Raw genomic sequence first — 15,139 nt, forward strand, 5'->3', positions numbered from 1 at the left:
CATCTCGACTTGACGCATACCGATATGGGAATATGATGTCCACATGGCACGAGCAGCGACGACGTCGGACGTCTTCAACGCGATCGCCGAGCCGCAGCGCCGGGAGATCCTGATATTGCTGCGGGCGGGTGAGCGGCCGGTGACCGAGTTGGCCCGGGAGCTGGGGATGACCCAGCCGGGAGCGTCCAAACACCTGCGGGTGCTCCGGGAGGTCGGGCTGGTGCGGGACCGCAAGGCAGGCAAGCAGCGCCTGTACGGCCTGGACGCCCGCGGGCTGCGACCGATCCACGAGTGGACCGGCGGGTTCGAGCGGTTCTGGAACGAGAGCTTCGACCGGCTGGACGCATACGTGCAGGACCTGAAGCAGACACGGCAGGAGGAATGACCGATGGCAGAAGCAAGGCAAGAAACGCGGGCGGAGCCGGCGACGGCCGACCGCGAGATCGTGATCTCCCGGGTCATCAGCGCCCCACGGGAGCTGGTGTTCGAGGCGTTCACCGAGGTCCGGCACCTGTCGCGATGGTGGGGACCGGAGGGGTTCACCACCACCACGCAGTCGTTCGAGTTCCGCGTCGGCGGGGAGTGGGACTTCGTGATGCACGGACCGGACGGGACGGACTACTCCGAGTGGATCTCCTGGACCGAGATCGCCCCGCCGGAGCGGATCGCGCTGCTGCACGGTGAGTCCCGCGACGACCCGAACGCCTTCGAGTCGGTCCTCACGTTCGTGCCCGACGGCGCGGCGACCCGGATCGAGATGCGCACGGTGTTCCCCACCAAGGAGCTGCGCGACGAGGCGGTCGAGAAGTACCACGCGATCGAGGGCGGGCAGCAGACCCTGAGCAACCTGGCTGCCTACGTCAACGAGATCGTTCGGAAGGGAGTGGAGGACTGATGGCCGGAAAGGTGTTCTTCAGCGTGTCGATGTCGCTGGACGGGTTCATCGCGCCCGAGTCCCCCGAGGACTTGATGGGGCAGCAGTGGATGGAACTGCAGCAGTGGATCTTCCCGCTGCGGTTCTTCCGGGAGAACCTGAAGCTCGGCGCGGGCGGCGAGGAGGGGCGCGACAACGACATCGTGCGGGAGACGTTCGAGCGCACCGGTGCGAGCGTGATGGGCAAGCGCATGTTCGACGCCGGCGAGCAGGCGTGGCCGGAGGAGGCGCCGTTCCACACGCCGGTGTTCGTCGTGACCCACGAGAAGCGTGACCCCTGGGAGCGGCCGGGTGGGACCACCTTCCACTTCGTCAACGACGGCATCGAGCCCGCGCTCGACCAGGCCCGCGAGGCCGCCGGCGACCGAGACGTGCGCATCGCGGGCGGCGGCGCAACGATCCTGGAATACGTGAACGCCGGTCTGATCGACGAGTTCTCGATCGCGCTCTCACCTGTGCTGTTCGGCTCCGGAATCCGCCTGTTCGAGGGCGTGGACGCGGGCCGCGTGGCCCTGGAGCCGGTCCGCGCGGAGCCCTCCCCGAGGGTGACGCACCTGACCTACGCCGTCCGGGAGCGGTAGGCGCACCGCGGACGACACGGCGGACGGCGGACGCGAAGGAACACCCACCGGTTGGCACGCAGACGGTTCTCCTGCCGGGATGACCAGCCCACCTGCTGGATGGCCAGGAAGGATCCGGTGGCCCCGGGCCGCTCGGCGCCCATGGGGGACGATTCGCCAGGTGGAATGGCCAGGAACGGGCCCCGAATCGTAAGCCGAGTCAGGGATCAACTGACGAGGTGCGCACTAGCCTGAGCCGAGTCAGGTCAGCGGCTCTGTGTCCGTGCACTGTAGCTGTGGTCTATGACCGCCATACGCACCGACCGCGCGGGTGTTCGTCGTGCTGGTGGCTCCTGGTCTGACCTCACGGCGCGCTGAGGAGAGCGTTCCGATTATGAAATGGGTTACACCTCATCACGTCGGCGGGTGCTGTCTCGTCCTCTGGTCGAAGACATCCCCTGCCACGGAGTACCTAATGCGATTCAGAATCCGCTTCCGCCGCCTGGCCCTCGGGCTCGCCGCCACCCTGACCGCGCTGTTCGCGCTGGCTCTTCCGGTCGCCTACGCCTGGGAGCCGCCGAGCTCGGACCTGCCCTCGCACTACCTGACGCGCATCGAATCCCGGTATGTCGAAACTGATCTCGCTCGGTTCCACTACACCGTCTCGGGTAGCGGATCACCCGTCGTCCTGATCGCCGGTGGCGGCCTGTGGGGCTACTCCTGGCGGGAGGCGGCCCCCGCACTCGCCCGGCAGCACACCGTCTACGCGGTCGACCTGCCCAGCCAGGGCTACACCGAATTGCACAGCGCCGGTTTCGCCTTCGACCTGCCCGCCATGGCGGACGCCATCGCGACCTTCCTCGACGCCGTCGGCTTGAACCGCACCGCGCTGGTCGGGCACTCGTGGGGTGGGGCCTGGAGCCTGTACTTCGCCGAACAGCATCCGGAACGCGTCGAGCGGCTCGTGCTCCTGGACTCCCCCGGCCTGGACGCCGAAAAAGCTCCGATCACACCGCTGTTCAAGACGCCAGTGATCGGTGAACTGACCACCAATCTCACGACCCGGTCCTTCTACGCCGACAGCATCCGCGGCACGTTCGCGCACCAGGATCTCGTCACCGACGAGCTGATCGACGAGTTCTACCCGCCGTTCTCCCGGCCCTCCAACCGTGACGGCTTCCTGGCCCTGTGGCGAAATCTCGACTACCGCCGCACCGACGCCGGACTGAACCAGGTGACCGCACCCACCCTGGTGCTCTGGGGCGGCGACGACCGATGGCTGCCGTCCTCACAAGCAACCCGACTGGCCGACCGCATCCCCCCACGCCGAGGCGGTCATCCTGCCCGGCTGCGGCCACACCGTGCACGAGGACTGCCCCGCCGCGACGATCCCCCGGATCACGACCTTCCTGAACTGATCACCATGAACGCGAGCAGCCTCGCATCGAAAACCAGTGTCCAATCGTCGTAGGCCGCGCTGCCATGGTCGGTTCCTGCGACCCGTCAGGGCTCGAGGTCGACCACACCTTTGCCGCTCGGGATGTCGAGCGGCACCGACACCTGATCGTGCGCGATCAACCAGGTGTCGTCGATCTTCCGCATGCCGTACGTGACCCGGACCCACATACCGCTCGTTGTGGCCCCGTTCTTCAGCGTGCCGCTGAGACGAGCAAAGGCGTGCCCGAATGCCACATCATCGCCTACGGTGAACGTCAGGTCGCGAATCTCATAGGTCACATTCTCGAAGACCGTGAAGACTTTCGCCCAGTTCTCGAGTTTCGCCGCTATCCCGACATGCTGGAGCGGCGGCTCGACATCGAAGGACACGACGTCGGTTGTGTACAGCTGTTTCACGGCCTCGAGATCCTTGGCGCGCAGTCCTTCGACTACCTTGTCGATTTGCTGGCGAATCTCGACTTCATCTACCTCGATACGGTCAGCGCGTGACTGAAAGTCGTTCGGGCTCGTCATGATTGGTTCCTTCGGAGTTGATGTGCGGGGTATCGGTGGCGGGCCGCCGTAGCGGCGCCAGAGCGGTGCTCCATGCGATGAGCTGATCCAGCAAGGTGTTCAGCGCTGTGGTGTGGCGGTCGCGCGGTGTGAAGGTGGTGTGGTTCTCGAAATCGGTGAGCACCGAGATCTCCACCGGACGGCTCACATCGGCCATGCCCAGCGTGCTGCAGACCACCCGCAGCTGCGCCACCGCGCGGGCGCCGCCGCTCACGCCGTAGGAGACGAATCCGACCGCCTTGTCGGTCCATTCCGCGCACAGGTGGTCGATGGCGTTCTTCAGTACCCCGGGGGCGCCGCCGTTGTACTCCGGGGTCACCACCACGAAGCCGTCGAACGGGGCGATCCGCTCGGCCCAGGCACGGGTGTGCGCATGCACCGACGGGCCGAACATCGGCGCCACGGGCTCGTCCAGATGCGGCAGCGGGTGGTCGCGCAGATCGATCAGTTCGAACTCGGCGTCGCCGCGCTGCGATGCCGAGTCCAGAACCCACTGGGCGACCTGCGGGCCGTTGCGGTTGGGCCGGGTACTGCCGAGGATGATGCCGATTCTGATCATTTCCGGAACTCCTGATTTGCTGAAAGTGTCACGACCTTCCGACGACACAGCCGTCCGGAATGTCAGGCCGCCCCACAAATCGGGTCGCCGATTCGTCGATTTCGGTGAGGGACACACAAACCGAAGGGGCCGACCATGACTGACCCGCACCTGCCCGGGGTGATCGGTGAACGCCGTCAGCTGATCAATCTCGGCTACCGGCTGCTCGGCTCCCTGGCCGAGGAGGATCTCGTGCAGGAGACTTACGCGCGCTGGTACGCGCTGTCCGAGCGGCAGCGGCGGGACGTGGCGGCGCCCGGCGCGTGGTTGACGACGGTCGCCAGCCGGATCTGCTCGGCTCGGCTCGCGCCAGGCGGGAACGTTATGTGGGCGAATGGATTCCGGAGCCGGTAACCCGGCCGGTCCGAATGGCTCGACGGCCCCGCCTCCGTCGATCCCACCGACCGCGTCACCCTCGACGAGTCGATCAGCATGGCCTTCCTCGTCGTGCTGGACTCCATGACACCGGCCGAGCGGGTGGCGTTCGTTCTGCACGACGTCTTCCGCTACCCCTTCGCCGAGGTCGCCGACATCGTCGGGCGCACCCCCGCAGCCCGCCGCCAGCGCCCACCGCCGCATCGATACCTCGCGGGGCCCGTCGAGCACCGAACGCACCGAGGTGGTCCGGGACTTCAAACGGGCTTGGGAGACAAAAGATATCGAGGCCCTGATCGGCCTGCTCGACCCGCAGGCGATCGCGACGGCCGACGGGGCGGTCTGGCATTGGCCTTCCGCGACCCAATCAACGGCGGCCAGCAGATCGCCCACGCCGGGGATGGAACTCGCCACCCATGGCCCAGCGCTAACCCTGCAGGAGCGTACGGTGAACGGCCAGCCCGCCCTGGTAGCACAGCTCGACGGCACCATCGTCTCGGTCTACGCCTTCGACATCACAGACGGACGGATTACGCGCATCTGGGCGATCCGGAACCCGGAGAAACTGCGGCCCTGGGTGGCCAGCTGAACTGAACAGCGGATCCACAAGCTGTTCCGGATGGGCCCTGCACAACCTGCCTTGCTGCCCGGACTGGTTGGCCGCGAGTCGACTCTCGCGCCCAGCAGCGGTGCGGTCATGTCGTGGCCAACGGACCGCCTACTCGGCCGCAGCGGCTTCGATCACCGGCGCTCGGTCGGGCCGAGTTAGGGCAGAGAGACGGCGGCACGATCGCTCACGCCGCCGCTCAACTCCGCTTCCGACGGGCAACGGCACCGCACACATCCGGCACAGCCTTCAGTCCAGCTCGTACCGCATGAACACATCCGCGCGCTCGTACGGCATCGGCCCGATCTGATCGCTCGGGACGTGCACGAAACCGATCGATTCGTACAGATGCACAGCGTCGGCCAACTTGGTGCTGCTACCGAGGAACAGCGCCGTGGCGCTCTGCCGGCGGGCGTAGTCGATGGCCTCCTGCAGGATGATGCGGCCGAGGCCGCGGCCGCGCCGGTCCCGCGCCACCGCCATCTTCGACAGCTCGAACACGCCGTCGCCCTCCGGCACCAGCGCCACACATCCGACGATGTCGTCGCCGTCGCGGGCGATGAGCACCTGTCCGCCCTTGGCGACGATCTCGCGCTCCGGGTTGTCCAGTTTGACGGAGTCGGCGGGTTCGAGGGAGAACAGCGCGACGATCCATTCCTCGTTGAGTTCCTTGAACGCCCGTGCATCGGCCGGGCTGGACATCGGCTCGACGACGATGGTGTCGATCGGTTCGGTGGCAACGGATTCGGTCTGCTGTGTCACGTCGTCAGCATGCCCGGCCGCGAATCATCACGTCCAATACTTGATAGGTCTGATTGATATGTTGAACTTATGAATAATGGGGTCGAACTACGGCACCTGCGCTACTTCCTGGCGGTCGCCGAGGAGCTGCATTTCGGCCGGGCGGCCGCGCGGCTGCACATCGCTCAACCCGCGCTGACCCAGCAGATCCAGCGGCTGGAGACTCTGCTGGGAACCCGCGTGTTCGACCGCACCTCGCGCAGTGTCGCCCTGACTCCGGCGGGAGAGGTACTGCGCGAGCGGGCCGCGGCGATCCTCGGTCACGCGACCCGCGACCTCGACGAGGTCGCGCGCATCGGCCAGGGCAGCCAGGGGCGGCTCTACCTGGGCTTCGTCCCATCGGTGCTGCCGCTGAAACCGCTGCGGAGTGTCCGGCAGTTCCGGGACCACTACCCGCTGGTCCAGATCGACCTCATCGAGGGCTACACCACCCACATGATGGCGCAGCTCGGCTACGGCGCGCTCGACATGGCGATCGTGCGCGACCCCGACGAGCAGCCCGACACCGTCGTATTCCCGCTGGTCACCGAGCCGTTCATGGCGGTGCTGCCGGTCGATCACCCGCTGGCGGACCATGCCACCCTCACCGGCTCCGACCTCGCCGACGACCCGCTGGTGTTCTTCCCCCGGGCCGCGGGCTCCCATGCCCACGACAAGAATCTGCGGCCCCTGGTGGAAGCTGGTTACCGGCCCCGCATCGTGCAGGAGGGCAACAACTGGACCACCATCCTCCACCTGGTGGGTGAGGGGCTGGGCGTCACTATCGCACCGCGCAGCGCGACGTTCACCGCGCCGCAGACCGTGCGCATCGTGCCACTCACCGAAACCACCGCCACGACAACGGTTTACGTGGCTCACCGGGTCGATGACGATCGGGCTCTCGTTCGCAACTTCCTATCGCTACTGCCGAAGGATGACGCTCGGGCGAGCAGCCCGGAGGATCGAACGGCATATGCGGCAGCAGATCTGGACGTAGTGCCGGAAATCACGGCCGCAACCACCAAGGCGCGTAGCGATATCGGGAGCGGCTGATTCCCCGGGGCGTCGCGGTCTCTGCCGAAACGAGCCGTTCGATCCGCCACTTTCGCTGTTACGCCGACGGTGACCCCGGAAACGGTCGCCAGGTAACTCTCGATTTGTCACCTATCCGTGCAGCAGTCCCGAGATTGCAGATATTGATGCGACTCTGACGACACTGGATACGGGGTTGCGCGCGGTCCGGTCTACCACTCGCTGCGAGCTCTCCCGATCCATCGCGCCCACAGGTGCATCAACTTCTGCGCGTCGCATCCACTACACAGGCATCCACGGCTCGTACCCGCTCGTCTGCCGGCGAAATACTCAGCGGTGACGACGAGGCTTTCGGGAATTGCGAGTTGATGCGTGCGCCACCGGTGGAGGCGAAGACGACGTGGTCGCGCAGGATCCACACGTCCGAACGCTCTTCCATCTGTCCGGATGCGTCGAGGGTCGTCGCGCCGAAGAACGTGAGACGACCGTCGATGATCACCGTGGCATTGGTGAGCCGGTAGCCATCCATGGTTAGGCCCGCTTGCACCTGCGCGACGACATTCTCCGCCGCTGGCGCGCATCGCGGATCCGACAGAGACACCGGCGCAGCGGCCGGTGTGGTTGCCGGCGCAGTAGGGGCTGAGCTGCTCGCTGTACTCGCCGCAGTCGATTCCGAATCTTCCTCACCCAGGCCGAGCGCCTTCGAGACGAGCACGACGACGACTAACAGTGCGAACACACCGACAACGCTGGTGATCAGGGCGCGCACCACAGCATTAGCTTGCCCGCGTATGCCAAGGCGTTCGTCTGGTTCGATGGACATGGGAAACCCTTTGTGCGATTGACGGATTGACCGCGCCGCGAGCACCTGTTGACCCTGTGCACGAGGCGCAGGAATCAGCCTGTTCACGGCAGGCCGTGGCTACGTTAGCGCCATGGGAACCCGAGCCGCTCGCTGATCTCACTCATGAGAATCGTTCCATGGCGCGACCAGCAACGAAGTGTTACAACAAGCTAGGCCGTCAGTCGGCTGCCAACTCATCGGCACCGACCGCTCCCCCGTTGCCAATCGGGTGATCTTCGCCGGATCGATCAAATGGCTCGGCACCCCATTCGACCATCACGATCTAGCCGAACTCACTCGCGGGGTCGCCAGTGTTCCAGGCTTCGTCCCGCACGAAACAGCATTGGTCGCAGTGTCCTTAGCCGATATCGAGCCCACCCTCGCCGACACCATCGACCTGGTATGGAACGCCGCTGACGTGCTCTCCGCATGGAGTTGAGGAAGCCGCCACAACGTTTGCCAGCAACCTGTCGACCAGATCATTCAGCTGTTGCCAAGTCCTATTACGGACATTCGGGCTACGTTTCATCCGACAAAGGCTGTGCCGCAACGACCGGAACTTCTTTGGGCGAGGTCCAGACCTGAGAACCCCACCATGAAACCCCGGCATAGGCGCCGCCCGGAGGCGCGGTGGTGTGCCCGAGAAGCAGATGGTGACCGCTGTGGTGACGCGGCACAAAGTCGAGGCTGCCTGAATGGTCGATGACCAGGACTTATGCGGGTGGACCTAGGAGGATTCGAACCCTGTTCCAGCGCTTCACGATTCGCCTGGCCAGCAGCCTGGGCTAGCCCAAATGTTGGGCCTCAACAGACCTTTCAGAACGTTTGAGTACGTTTCGAGACTCGAACCTACCACCTCCCTGGTGACTTCGTCACCAGGCCGTTTAGCGGCGTCGCACCTTCGAGTGGTGACGGTATCACCACCCTGAGAGGGTGACGGGATGTCTCCCGCGCCGGATCGCGGGACTGGTCCCGGACTCGGGTTCTGCCACCGTCGCCGTCGCGACACATTTTGGTGAGTTGGCGGCAATGAGCTGCCTTTCTCAGTCCTCAGCGCTGATGGCTATTCCTCTCATCTTGCTGGCGCGCCATGGACTATCTGGCAGTATCGTGAGCTATGGGGACAATCGTCGATCTACAGGACAGGCCGGTGTACGGCCTGAGCCAGGTCGATCGCATCCTCGGCCTCAAAACTGGTACAGCCCGCCGATGGATCGACGGGTACCGACGTGGCACCAAGTCTTACCCACCCGTAGTCCGGTCAGAGCCGACAGGCGACGAGATCGTGACCTGGGGCGAGTTCGTCGAGGCGCGGCTGTTGTCGGAGTATCGCGAAGCTGGCGTTCCCTTGTTCAAGATGCGCCCCGTCGTTGAGCTGCTAAGAGCCGAACTCGATACAAAATATCCCCTCGCCTCTGCCCGCACCTGGCTCGACGTCGACGGCAGAGAGATCGTTCGTCGAGCCCAGGAACAGACCGAACTCGACAAGCGGCTGGCGCTGGTCGAAGTCGTTCGCACCGATCAGACCATGCTGGAGTGGACTGCCCCCGCACAGGAATTCGCCGATTCGGCCATATGGAGTGACCAGAGCCGCGACGCCGTGCTCATCAGCCTCCGACCTCTACCTGAGATACCCCAGGTATTGGTCGACCCGCGACGCAGCTTCGGTGAACCATCAGTCAGGGGGGTACGCACCGACATCATCGGTGAACTGATCCGCGCGGGCGACCCGCCCGAAATGATCGCCGACATGTACGAACTGGAACCAGAACTCGTCAACGCTGCTGTGCGGTACGAGCTGCTGCGTGTCCCACAGGCGAGCTGATCGTCTGAAATATGGCCGCTGTTGCTGGGCAGATTCGGTTCTATGTCGATGAAAGCGCGCTCGGTCTCGGCAAAGCGCTCGCGTTCGCGCGCAAGGACACGATTCACGTCGGCCACCCACTGATCCTGCCCCAATGCCCGCTCGGCGTACTGGATCCGGATTGGATCCCCGAGGTGGCGGCCCGCGGCCTGATCGTCATCTGCCGCGACAAGCGAATCCGGACAAAGCCCGGAGAGCTGCTCGAGATGAAGAAGGCCGGACTTCGCACATTCTGCCTAGGCGGCAAAAGGGACCAATCGACTTGGGACTGGCTCACTCGCGTTGTCCGCTGGTGGGACCAGATAGAGAATATCGTCCACACCCGGCCCGATGGGCCATGGTTCTACCTGATCAACCAGAACGATCTCGCCGAACTGATCGTCTAGCTCGCCTATTAGCAGACTGTCAGCAGTCAACTCGGTTGACCGTGCGCTAACGGCCAACCGGGCCAACAGATTACGCGATCTATCCACCCGGTCGGTTCAGCCTCGGGATCTTGGCCGCGACGACTTCGTGATCCGTTGCTTAACCCCGCTGGCTGAGGATGCCGGAACGTGGGCGAGCACCTCGACGATCGCCACGTCCTCGGCCTGATCCGGCAGGGCTCTCGACATCGTTGGAATGTGTCGGTGGCGTCTGCGAGCACCGTTGGTGTGGTCGATGTACGCCGAGGTAGTGGTTGATGTGCACCAGGCTCAGGCATGCCCATTCGCTGGGCTTGGGGTCACGATCCATCCGAAACGCGTTCGGGAGCAACAAAACAGGCCCGGGAATCCAGCGCTGACACGCCGATAGTCGTCTTGCTCTGCGAGGCGTGGCGTCGAGATGCATTCGGGGACAATGAGATATCCTTCATCGATGCCGCCAAGTTCATCCTCGCCATCGGGCAGCGGAAGTCGACCGAACGGCGACGCGAGCGAACTCGAGATCGGCCCGTTCCTGAAGTGGCCAGGCGGGAAGCGATGGCTGGTGGAATTGCATGCCCACCTTTTTCGCTTTCAGTTTGACCGATATATTGAGCCATTCCTCGGTGCTGGCTCCGTCTATTTTCATCTCAAGCCTGAGCAGGCGATCCTTGGCGACTTAAACGAGGATCTAATCACTGCCTATCGAGGCATTCAACAGGACCCCGACGGGGTTCAGATCCTACTTGAGAAGCATCACGTCCTACACAACAAAGAATACTACTACGAAGTTCGGAAAGAGATCCCACCTGGGCTCGTGGCGCGGGCTGCCCGGATCATTTACTTGAACAGGACATGCTTTAACGGAATATACCGCGTGAATCAACAGGGGCTCTTCAATGTCCCGATCGGAACCAGAGATCAGGTTGTGCGCGACACCGATAACTTCGCGGGAGTTTCCCGTCTGCTGCACGGCGTGGATTTGCGACACGGGGACTTCGAACCACTTGTTGATGAAGCACAAGCCGGAGACTTTGTTTTTCTCGACCCTCCTTACACTGTCCGACATAACACTAATGGCTTTATCAAATATAACGAGAAGCTCTTCTCATGGGACGATCAGGAAAGACTGGCTAAAGCTGCCACGCGGGCAGCTGAGCGTGGGGCGAAAGTAGTGGTAACCAATGCGTCTCACATTACTGTGCGCCGCCTGTATCCAGGCAGCGTTTTCAAGTTTCGACGCGTAAGCCGGTTCTCGTCGATCTCAGCTTCAGGCGATAGTCGTAAACATTTTGAGGAACTAGTGATAACCAATAAGCACACTGGGAGGGCGCGTGCAGTCAGAGGATTTCTTCAATAAATTGGAGTACCAGGACACACCACTGGCAGCTCTAACGGATTTCTTGGATGCCGAGCAGCGCTACGAACATGCTCAACAGATTGATAAGATGCGATTCGTCGGTTATGTCCTCGAGCTAGGTTACGACACCGCCACCATAATCACTTCGGATCCTTACAAGGTGACTGTCGGCGGCATTCCGCGCGGCTCCTTCCTCATCCTCGCACCGCACGATCTGAAAGGTCTCGCACCACATTTCACACTGCTGCGGGTCAGCGATACAGCGCCGACTCCACTGTCAGGACAGGTGCAGCAGACGTACTTCGAACTACACAAGAAGTCCATGCCAGAGCTGGACGTGTGGACGCAGAGCGAGTTGCAGTGGGGAGCGCTTCGGTCCGCAGTGCTCGGCATGTTCTACCCGGACAAGAATGACCGGACCAAGATAGCGTTCTCCGGCGACGTAAACACTGTGGTCAGCGCCCACCGATACCGGGTTTATGCACCCGACGAGGCATTGCTGGACCTGATCGTCAACGGCTTGGTGAAGCGGAAGGACGGTGAGCCGTTTGGGATCGGTGACCTACGTCCGACAGAGAACGAACTTGCCTCCATCCTCAACGCTGATACTGGAAAGGCGACCTCGACAAGCGTCAAAGTTTCCGTGGAGGACTTCAAGGGTGCCCGAACCGCAATGTTCGGCAAGACACGACTGGGGAAGTCGAACGTGGTCAAGCTGCTGGCTCAAGCCATCATTGACTCGACCAAGGACAATCGGTCAGTCGGACAGCTGATCTTCGACATCAACGGAGAGTACGCCAACGATAACGAGTGGGAGGGCTCAAGATCCATTCGCAGTGCCAACGAGGATCTGTGCGACGTGTACGCACTCACTCAGCGTCCGCAAACTCCATCGAAGCCGCTGCGGCTGAACTTCTACGAGCAACCCTCCTCAGCGATTGACATCCTCAGTTCCTTGCTGTCCCAGGACAACAAGAAGTCCGACTATATCGAGGGATTCGCGAGCGTCACGCTCCCATCGATCGACGAAGTGCAACACGACAACGAGCACGGTAGCCACACTCGAGGCATGCGGCGCATCCAGACCTTCTGGGCAATCTTGCATGTTGCCGGGTTCATCGCGGACGAACCACGTATGGCCGGGTTGAAAAGAGGAGAGGCCGGCTGGTTCACTGTGCGGGCATCGGAGAGCGTCTTCGATCCGGCATTCAGTCAAGCTGTCCGTTCCGAGGTATATGGGAAGGGAAACGAGCCGCAGAAGCCGATGTCGCTGGCCGAGCTCGTCAGCGAGCTGCGGCAGATCATCGGTTTCCTCCGCGAAGAGCCATCTGATGGGCCTCGCAAGAAGGTCCACGAGGAGCTGGTAAAGAAATTCGAAGCAGACGACTTCGCCTTGTTCGAGTTCTTGTCACCACGACGATCGTCGAGCACCGGACCGACGCTGCTCAATCGATACCGGCTGTATCACCACCCACGAGCAACCGATTTCGAACGTGAGGTTCTGGCCGCTCTCGATGCGGGTCGCACCGTGATCCTGGATCTGGGAAACGCGACCGACCAGATACGCACATTCTTCGCCGATAGTCTTTCTCGGGCAGTATTCAGCCATCAGGAAGACAAGTTCACCGCAGCAAACCTCGGTAAGCACTACGTGCAGCTGTATTTCGAGGAAGCACACAACCTGTTCCCCGCCAAAGCGGACCTCAAAGGCGTTTACGCCCGATTCGCCAAAGAGGGTGCTAAATTCCACATCGGAATGACCTACTCGACCCAATCCCCGTCGACCATATACGGCGAGCTTCTCACCCAGACGGAGAACTTCTTCGTCGGGCATCTGTCCTCGTCGGACGAGACCAGGGCACTGGCCCGGCTCCAGCGGGCATTTGTCGGCATCGAGGAGGAGATCATGCGCTCTCGCACACCAGGTTTCATGCGCATGCTCACCCAGTCACACCGATTCGTGATCCCCGTGCAGGCGAAGCTGTTTGAGGCCAGGAGCGGGAGCTGAGATGCCGTACCAGGGTGGACAGCGCCTCACATCGACCGAACGTGCCAGCAAACTGGGGCATCTGGAGGTCGTGAAGAGCCCGTTCGTCAGGCAGCTGGTCGATCAGTTTGAGCGGCCAGAGACTTCCGACGAGGAGCCGGGCAAAGACCTCTGGGAGGAGTTCGATCCGTCGAGTGCCGAACCTCTAGGTTTGGTGTTGGCCGTGGACGGGTCGTTCCAAGCAGTCACCTCTAGCGATTATCCACCGCGCTCGGTCGCCTTCATTAAGACAGCCCTGGTGCGGATCGATCGACGCCAGCTCGACAAGATCGACAAGGAGCTGCCGCACCCAGTTTTGATGAAGGCACTTATGTCCGAATCGGCACTCCAGTCGTCCACCGTACTGCCCTTACGCAACATCAAGGTGCCCGGAACGTCGAACTACGACCTGGTACGCACCATCATCCGCGACTCGTTCCAGATCGAGTCGGACGGCCTTGTCCACCAAACGCTCAAGTGGTTGGCCTACCGGAAATGGAGAACCGATGAGGCGAGCGCATCACCGGAATTCCGGTGCCCCCACTGCCCCAACGACATTCCCGGCCTGCCCCACGATGCAGACACCGGCACTTGTGGTCGCTGTGGCGGCGAGGTCTACCTGTCGGACATGATCGGCTTCCACCTTGAGATGGGTGAAGATCAGGCGCCCGACAGCGTCGCCTCGGCCTACATGCTGGTCCACGAAACACTGCTACTGCTGTCTGTGGTCCGTCACTTCTGGCAACGCAGTGACTTGGCCTCGTTGCGCAACGTACTCCTGATCAAGGACGGGCCCCTGTCGCTGCGCGGTCAGTACTCCAAGCTGGTCGACAACATCCGAGATCTTTTGGCATTCGCCTTCGACTCAGGCTTTCCGATCCACATCATCGGCCAGGAGAAGACCGGGCGATTCGTCGATCACCTGCACGAGATCGAGCGCTTCACCAAACCGAAAGTGCGTGGCGACCTTCCCCGCTACGCGATCCTGTCCCATCGCTACGTCCGCCAGCAAGTTGACCATGCACCCGAACGGGTCAATCCCTATGGACTGAAGACGAATTACGGCGAGAAGGTTCTGGTCAAGCTGGATTCTCACACATCGATGGCGCTGTCTGTACCGACCGGCTACTACAACCCCAGCCAAGACTTCCCCGCCAGCAAGAACGACCTGATCGGCCTAGACCGAATCCTGGCCACCCTTCCCAGACTCATCAGCTACCAAAACGAGGGCGCCCTCGTACCGATCGCGCTTGCCAACGGTGTCGCATCCCTCTCGTCTTACCCCTCAGCTGCTGTGCTGAAGCTCTTTGCGGGCCTGTAGTCCGCGGACGCCATTGGAAGGCGGGTGAACCACCCGGGCTTGCCCGGAGCCGCCCGAGTCGCCATGGGCGGTTCACTACATGTCTCAGGCGCCAGCTATGGCACTAGCGCACATCCACACACGCTGGCATGACCGTGTTGTGGCTGCTGGCGCGATCCCATACCGCTGCGACATGCGGATCGCTTGCTGGGGAAGCAGAGGTTCCATAGTAGGACTTCTGCATCCCCAGCAACCTTGTTAAACACGCACGGTCAACTACCTGATCCGCGGCAGGCAGCAAACAGCCCTATGGTCGCCACCCATACCGTCACGGCGGCTGTCCAATCGACCAACAGGCCGAACAACACAGCCGCGCCCAGGCTCAGCGCCAGCGCGAGCAGCGGATGAACCGCGGGGTCCGGTGGTGACTCGTCGACCACAGGGA

General features: G+C 62.7%; 17 protein-coding genes. 13 read left to right on the forward strand and 4 right to left on the reverse strand.

The genetic code is table 11. The features are described 5' to 3' along the window. Positions 1 to 43: 43 nt before the first annotated feature. The 4 genes from OIE68_RS31575 to OIE68_RS31590 all read left to right on the forward strand — a co-directional run bounded on the left by OIE68_RS31575 (position 44) and on the right by OIE68_RS31590 (position 2,965). The gene (locus OIE68_RS31575) at positions 44 to 385 is read left to right on the forward strand and encodes a metalloregulator ArsR/SmtB family transcription factor (protein WP_327094633.1); all 342 of its coding nucleotides are present in this window, start codon (positions 44 to 46) and stop codon (positions 383 to 385) included. Between the two features lie 3 nt (positions 386 to 388). After that, entirely contained in the window at positions 389 to 895 is a 507-nt protein-coding gene (locus OIE68_RS31580) for an SRPBCC family protein (protein ID WP_327094634.1), read from the forward strand. Beyond that, positions 895 to 1,515, forward strand: coding sequence for a dihydrofolate reductase family protein (locus OIE68_RS31585; protein ID WP_327094635.1), 621 nt, complete (start codon positions 895 to 897; stop codon positions 1,513 to 1,515). The genes OIE68_RS31580 and OIE68_RS31585 overlap by 1 nt, the downstream gene beginning before the upstream one ends. Positions 1,516 to 1,969: 454 nt before the next feature. Next, positions 1,970 to 2,965, forward strand: coding sequence for an alpha/beta hydrolase (locus tag OIE68_RS31590; RefSeq protein ID WP_327094636.1), 996 nt, complete (start codon positions 1,970 to 1,972; stop codon positions 2,963 to 2,965). Between the two features lie 32 nt (positions 2,966 to 2,997). On the opposite strand, the gene OIE68_RS31595 is transcribed toward OIE68_RS31590, so the two are convergent. Then, positions 2,998 to 3,465 (reverse strand): YybH family protein, encoded by a 468-nt coding sequence (locus tag OIE68_RS31595; protein ID WP_327094637.1) that lies wholly within the window; start codon positions 3,463 to 3,465, stop codon positions 2,998 to 3,000. After that, positions 3,431 to 4,063: an NAD(P)H-dependent oxidoreductase gene (locus OIE68_RS31600; RefSeq protein WP_327094638.1), complete on the reverse strand. Its 633-nt coding sequence runs from the start codon at positions 4,061 to 4,063 to the stop codon at positions 3,431 to 3,433. The genes OIE68_RS31595 and OIE68_RS31600 overlap by 35 nt, the downstream gene beginning before the upstream one ends. A gap of 135 nt (positions 4,064 to 4,198) precedes the next feature. Here OIE68_RS31600 and OIE68_RS31605 point away from each other — a divergent pair, with 135 nt between their 5' ends. Together OIE68_RS31605 and OIE68_RS31610 are read left to right on the forward strand one after the other, a co-directional pair. Then, positions 4,199 to 4,456, forward strand: coding sequence for a sigma factor (locus tag OIE68_RS31605; RefSeq protein ID WP_327094639.1), 258 nt, complete (start codon positions 4,199 to 4,201; stop codon positions 4,454 to 4,456). Positions 4,457 to 4,721: 265 nt separating this feature from the next. Further along, entirely contained in the window at positions 4,722 to 5,066 is a 345-nt protein-coding gene (locus OIE68_RS31610; protein WP_327102052.1) for a hypothetical protein, read from the forward strand. A 267-nt stretch (positions 5,067 to 5,333) separates the two neighbouring features. Here OIE68_RS31610 and OIE68_RS31615 read toward each other — a convergent pair whose 3' ends face one another. After that, on the reverse strand, positions 5,334 to 5,846 hold the full coding sequence (locus OIE68_RS31615) for a GNAT family N-acetyltransferase (RefSeq protein ID WP_327094640.1): 513 nt from the start codon (positions 5,844 to 5,846) through the stop codon (positions 5,334 to 5,336). A 69-nt stretch (positions 5,847 to 5,915) separates the two neighbouring features. On the opposite strand from OIE68_RS31615, the gene OIE68_RS31620 reads away from it, so the two are divergent. Then, entirely contained in the window at positions 5,916 to 6,917 is a 1,002-nt protein-coding gene (locus tag OIE68_RS31620) for a LysR family transcriptional regulator (RefSeq protein WP_327094641.1), read from the forward strand. A gap of 238 nt (positions 6,918 to 7,155) precedes the next feature. Here the strand turns inward: OIE68_RS31620 and OIE68_RS31625 are convergent, their stop codons facing one another. Next, complete coding sequence (locus OIE68_RS31625) at positions 7,156 to 7,764, reverse strand: hypothetical protein (RefSeq protein WP_327094642.1); 609 nt, start codon at positions 7,762 to 7,764, stop codon at positions 7,156 to 7,158. Positions 7,765 to 7,897: 133 nt separating this feature from the next. Between OIE68_RS31625 and OIE68_RS31630 the strand changes: the two genes are divergently transcribed. The 6 genes from OIE68_RS31630 to OIE68_RS31655 all read left to right on the forward strand — a co-directional run bounded on the left by OIE68_RS31630 (position 7,898) and on the right by OIE68_RS31655 (position 14,715). Further along, positions 7,898 to 8,179 (forward strand): hypothetical protein, encoded by a 282-nt coding sequence (locus OIE68_RS31630; RefSeq protein WP_327094643.1) that lies wholly within the window; start codon positions 7,898 to 7,900, stop codon positions 8,177 to 8,179. A 711-nt stretch (positions 8,180 to 8,890) separates the two neighbouring features. Beyond that, entirely contained in the window at positions 8,891 to 9,565 is a 675-nt protein-coding gene (locus OIE68_RS31635; protein ID WP_327094644.1) for a DUF433 domain-containing protein, read from the forward strand. 11 nt (positions 9,566 to 9,576) lie between these two features. Further along, complete coding sequence (locus OIE68_RS31640; protein ID WP_327094645.1) at positions 9,577 to 9,990, forward strand: hypothetical protein; 414 nt, start codon at positions 9,577 to 9,579, stop codon at positions 9,988 to 9,990. Positions 9,991 to 10,462: 472 nt separating this feature from the next. Next, positions 10,463 to 11,368 (forward strand): Dam family site-specific DNA-(adenine-N6)-methyltransferase, encoded by a 906-nt coding sequence (locus tag OIE68_RS31645; RefSeq protein WP_327094646.1) that lies wholly within the window; start codon positions 10,463 to 10,465, stop codon positions 11,366 to 11,368. Beyond that, a complete protein-coding gene (locus tag OIE68_RS31650; RefSeq protein ID WP_327094647.1) occupies positions 11,343 to 13,376 on the forward strand; it encodes a helicase HerA domain-containing protein in 2,034 nt (677 codons plus the stop codon). Before OIE68_RS31645 ends, OIE68_RS31650 begins: the two co-directional genes overlap by 26 nt. Position 13,377: 1 nt before the next feature. Beyond that, positions 13,378 to 14,715 carry a hypothetical protein gene (locus OIE68_RS31655; RefSeq protein ID WP_327094648.1) on the forward strand — a complete coding sequence of 446 codons (1,338 nt, stop codon included), beginning with the start codon at positions 13,378 to 13,380 and terminating at the stop codon, positions 14,713 to 14,715. Positions 14,716 to 15,139: the final 424 nt, after the last annotated feature.

The sequence above is a fragment of the Nocardia vinacea genome, assembly GCF_035920345.1.
GTDB lineage: Bacteria > Actinomycetota > Actinomycetes > Mycobacteriales > Mycobacteriaceae > Nocardia > Nocardia vinacea_A.

What these genes read in the sequence shown, in the direction of transcription:
- OIE68_RS31640 (WP_327094645.1), top strand. Translation starts at nt 9,577, where the DNA reads ATGGCCGCTGTTGCTGGGCAGATTCGGTTCTATGTCGATGAAAGCGCG.
- OIE68_RS31645 (WP_327094646.1), top strand. Translation starts at nt 10,463, where the DNA reads ATGCCGCCAAGTTCATCCTCGCCATCGGGCAGCGGAAGTCGACCGAAC.
- OIE68_RS31605 (WP_327094639.1), top strand. Translation starts at nt 4,199, where the DNA reads ATGACTGACCCGCACCTGCCCGGGGTGATCGGTGAACGCCGTCAGCTG.
- OIE68_RS31600 (WP_327094638.1), bottom strand. Translation starts at nt 4,063, where the DNA reads ATGATCAGAATCGGCATCATCCTCGGCAGTACCCGGCCCAACCGCAAC.
- OIE68_RS31580 (WP_327094634.1), top strand. Translation starts at nt 389, where the DNA reads ATGGCAGAAGCAAGGCAAGAAACGCGGGCGGAGCCGGCGACGGCCGAC.
- OIE68_RS31590 (WP_327094636.1), top strand. Translation starts at nt 1,970, where the DNA reads ATGCGATTCAGAATCCGCTTCCGCCGCCTGGCCCTCGGGCTCGCCGCC.
- OIE68_RS31575 (WP_327094633.1), top strand. Translation starts at nt 44, where the DNA reads ATGGCACGAGCAGCGACGACGTCGGACGTCTTCAACGCGATCGCCGAG.
- OIE68_RS31620 (WP_327094641.1), top strand. Translation starts at nt 5,916, where the DNA reads ATGAATAATGGGGTCGAACTACGGCACCTGCGCTACTTCCTGGCGGTC.
- OIE68_RS31655 (WP_327094648.1), top strand. Translation starts at nt 13,378, where the DNA reads ATGCCGTACCAGGGTGGACAGCGCCTCACATCGACCGAACGTGCCAGC.
- OIE68_RS31595 (WP_327094637.1), bottom strand. Translation starts at nt 3,465, where the DNA reads ATGACGAGCCCGAACGACTTTCAGTCACGCGCTGACCGTATCGAGGTA.
- OIE68_RS31585 (WP_327094635.1), top strand. Translation starts at nt 895, where the DNA reads ATGGCCGGAAAGGTGTTCTTCAGCGTGTCGATGTCGCTGGACGGGTTC.